This is a genomic window from Candidatus Chloroploca asiatica (assembly GCF_002532075.1).
Lineage (GTDB): Bacteria > Chloroflexota > Chloroflexia > Chloroflexales > Chloroflexaceae > Chloroploca > Chloroploca asiatica.
In genome coordinates this window covers 1-846 of record NZ_LYXE01000071.1, presented here as the reverse complement: position 1 = coordinate 846, position 846 = coordinate 1, and the positions used below count along the sequence as shown (strand labels likewise).

The window sequence follows — 846 nt, the reverse complement described above, 5'->3', positions numbered from 1 at the left end:
GTCCGTGGTGATGCATTCCAACCGCCGCACGTCCAAGCGCCCGTGACCTTTGCTCACGGTCTCAACCTGATCCCGGTGTTCGTGGTCAGCCGCAATCGCGGGTCGCTCGAAAAACAGCGCGAGATCGTCGCGCAGGTGTGGCTGATTGCCTTTGGCAATCATCAGGTCGTACCCACCCGCTTCGTGGATGGCGCGGGCAAAACTCCGTTGGGTATGCAGGGCATCACTGGTGATGATGGTATCCGTCAGGTCACGGTCGGCGAAGAGCGCGGGGATGGCACTCAATTCATTGCGCTTTTCGCCGACGGCAACCTGCGCGACGGTCGTGCCACTGCCATGTTGCACGAGGCTGACCAGATGCGTCGGGGCCCCACAGGCGGTGGCTCCACGCAGGGTCTTGCCATCGACGGCAAACGCCTGCAACCGCGTGCCGAGTGGTGTCACGACCTCGCTTGGTGCGCCATGTGCGGGGGTCTGCGGTGCGGTCAGGCCTGCGAGGGCCGTTTCCAAGACGGTGACATCCACCAACCGAAGGGTGCGCAAGAGCGTGGACTCACTCGGCATGCGGACGAGCGGTGGGAGTGCGGCGATGAGTTCGTCGGTGTGCAGGCTCAGCCAGTGGGCGATCGCCCGTGCGGTCTGTTGTCCACTGGCGAGGCCGGCGGCAATCAGGGTGAGCAGCAGGGTCCAAGGGTAGCGTTTGCCACGGGCTTTTCGGGGATCGGGAACCACGGCCAGGGCGTCCACCAGCGTGCTCTACTGCGTTCGGTCCATCGTGTCCTCCTGAAGCGTTCGATCATTCCTTCAGAAGGATACACGATGGGCTACCACTTTGACGTAGCCCTA

Annotated in this window: 1 protein-coding gene; it reads right to left on the bottom strand. The window is 63.4% G+C overall.

Annotated elements, in window-relative coordinates:
• Window positions 1-747 (bottom strand): ISAs1 family transposase (locus A9Q02_RS08130; protein WP_141508777.1); only part of this gene is annotated, 747 nt, incomplete at its 3' end.
• Window positions 748-846: the final 99 nt, after the last annotated feature.